The sequence below is a fragment of the Actinokineospora sp. NBRC 105648 genome (genome assembly GCF_030269645.1).
Lineage (GTDB): Bacteria > Actinomycetota > Actinomycetes > Mycobacteriales > Pseudonocardiaceae > Actinokineospora.
Window position 1 is genome coordinate 112,966 of the sequence record NZ_BSTR01000013.1, and the last position, 2,200, is coordinate 115,165.

The window sequence follows — 2,200 nt, forward strand, 5'->3', positions numbered from 1 at the left end:
CGGGGTCCGGGATTTTCACTAGTCCCGGCGCAGTTCGTTGGTGGGTGCCGTGTGCGCTGGTAGCGTCGGGTCTGGCCCTGGTGGGACGGTGTTCCCACCCGGCCGGGGGCTCGGGGGCAATCGCATTTCGGCGGCCGCGTTTCGCGCGGTCGGCGTATTTCGCCGTGCCCGTGGACTTGTCGAATCACTCGACCGGGATGGTGGACCATGCACGCGGATCTGGACCGGCGAAATGCCTGCGCGGCGGTGCGGGCGCACGCCGTGGCGACGCCGGGGGCGCAGGCGCTCACCTTCCTCGTCGACCCCGAGGACGACGCGAGCGCACGCACCTGGACCTACGGCGCGCTGGACGAGCGGGCCAGGGCGATCGCGGTCGCCCTGCGCGCCCAGCTGCCGGTGGGTTCCCGGGTGCTGCTGCTCTTCCCGCAGGGCGGCGAGGCGGTGCACGCGTTCGTCGGCTGCCTGTACGCGGGCATGGTCGCGGTGTTCGCCCCGGCGGGCGGCCGCTACCGCCACGAGCGCAACCGGGTGCGGGTGATCGCCCGCGACGCCCGGGTCGGCGTGCTGCTCACCGACACCGCGACCCGGCCGTCGGTGCTGGAGCTGGTCGCCGACCAGGGGATGACCGACCTCGACGTGCTCGCGGTCGACGAGCTGACCGGTGGCGCGGCCGAGTGGGTGCCACCGGACACCGACCGCGACGACCCCGCGCTGCTGCAGTACACCTCGGGGTCCACTTCGGACCCCAAGGGGGTGGTGGTCACGCACGGCAACCTGCTGGCCAACACCCAGGACATGATCGACGTGCTCGGTCTGCCCGACCGGCCGCGCCTGGGCGGGTGGGGGCCGCTCTACCACGACATGGGCCTGATGGGTCAGCTCACGCCGCCGCTGTTCCTCGGCGGGGCGTGCGTGCTGATGAGCCCGATGGCCTTCCTCAAGCGGCCGCACCTGTGGTTGCGGATGATCGACCGGCACGACCTGTACATGTCGGCCGCGCCCAACTTCGCCTACGAGCTGTGCACCCGGCGGATCACCGACGAGCAGCTGGCAGGCGTCGACCTGTCCCGATGGCACCTGGCGTGCAACGGTTCCGAGCCAGTGCACATCCCGACCATGCGGGCCTTCGCCGAGCGGTTCGCCGGCGCGGGCCTCGCGTCGCACGCGCTGACGCCGTGCTACGGGCTGGCCGAGGCGACCGTGCTGGTTAGCGGGACCCGCGACCGTGCCTACGCCGCCTGTGCGGTCGACCGGGAAGCGTTGGCACGCAACGAGTTTGTGCTCAGCGACGGGCCCGACGCGCAGGAGTTGGCGAGCTGTGGGCCCACGCGTGCGACCACGGTGCGGATCGTGGACCCGGTCACGCTGCGGGTGCTGGAGTCCGGGGAGATCGGCGAGGTGCTGCTGCGGGGGCCGAGCATCGCCCAGGGGTATTGGGAGAATCCCACCGCCACGGCGGAGGTCTTCGAGGCGCAGCTCTCTGATGGAGTGTACCTGCGCACCGGCGATCTCGGCGTGCTGCACGACGGTGAGCTCTACATCACCGGGCGGCTCAAGGAGATGATGATCGTCCACGGCCGCAACCTGTACCCGCAGGACGTGGAGCAGGAGCTGCGCGCCCAGCACCCGCCGTTGGCCGGTCTGATCGGCGCGGTGTTCTCTGTGGACACCGATCTCGTTGTCGTACACGAGATTCGGGGCCGGTTCTCGGCGGAGGAGCACGGGTTGCTGACGGCCGAGATCCGGCAGACGGTCGGCCGGGAGTTCGGGGCCGGGGTCGCCGAGGTGGTGCTGGTGCGGCCGGGGACGGTCCAGCGGACCACCAGCGGCAAGGTCCAGCGGATGGCCATGCGGGCCGCCTACCTGGCCGGGACGTTGTCGCCCGCCGGGATCGCCGTCCCGGCCTGACGGTCCTGGAGTGATCGCCGAAGACTTCGAGGAGGGGCTATGGCCGAGGTAGTGCACGCAGGGGTGCAGGAGTGGTTGGTGGCGCGGGTGTCGGCGGTGACCGGGCGCCCGGTCGAGGCCGTCGACGTCGACCTGCCCATCGCGCAGTTCGGGTTGGACTCGGTGTCGGCGCTGACGGTCGTGCTGGCCGCCGAGGACGAGTTCGGCATCGAGCTCGACCCCGCCGACCTGTGGGACCATCCGACGGTCCGGGCGCTGAGCGCGCGGATCCTGGTGCTGGCGGAGAGCTGAG

Annotated in this window: 2 protein-coding genes; both read left to right on the forward strand. The window is 71.6% G+C overall.

Going from position 1 to position 2,200, the window contains the following annotated elements; genetic code table 11:
• Positions 1-207 precede the first annotated feature (207 nt).
• The gene (locus QSK30_RS14785) at positions 208-1,908 is read left to right on the forward strand and encodes a fatty acyl-AMP ligase (protein WP_285503216.1); all 1,701 of its coding nucleotides are present in this window, start codon (positions 208-210) and stop codon (positions 1,906-1,908) included.
• A gap of 39 nt (positions 1,909-1,947) precedes the next feature.
• Complete coding sequence (locus QSK30_RS14790) at positions 1,948-2,199, forward strand: acyl carrier protein (RefSeq protein WP_285503218.1); 252 nt, start codon at positions 1,948-1,950, stop codon at positions 2,197-2,199.
• Position 2,200 lies beyond the last annotated feature (1 nt).

Bases quoted from the DNA above. Each gene is read 5' to 3' on its own strand.
- QSK30_RS14785 (WP_285503216.1), top strand. From the start codon at position 208: ATGCACGCGGATCTGGACCGGCGAAATGCCTGCGCGGCGGTGCGGGCG.
- QSK30_RS14790 (WP_285503218.1), top strand. From the start codon at position 1,948: ATGGCCGAGGTAGTGCACGCAGGGGTGCAGGAGTGGTTGGTGGCGCGG.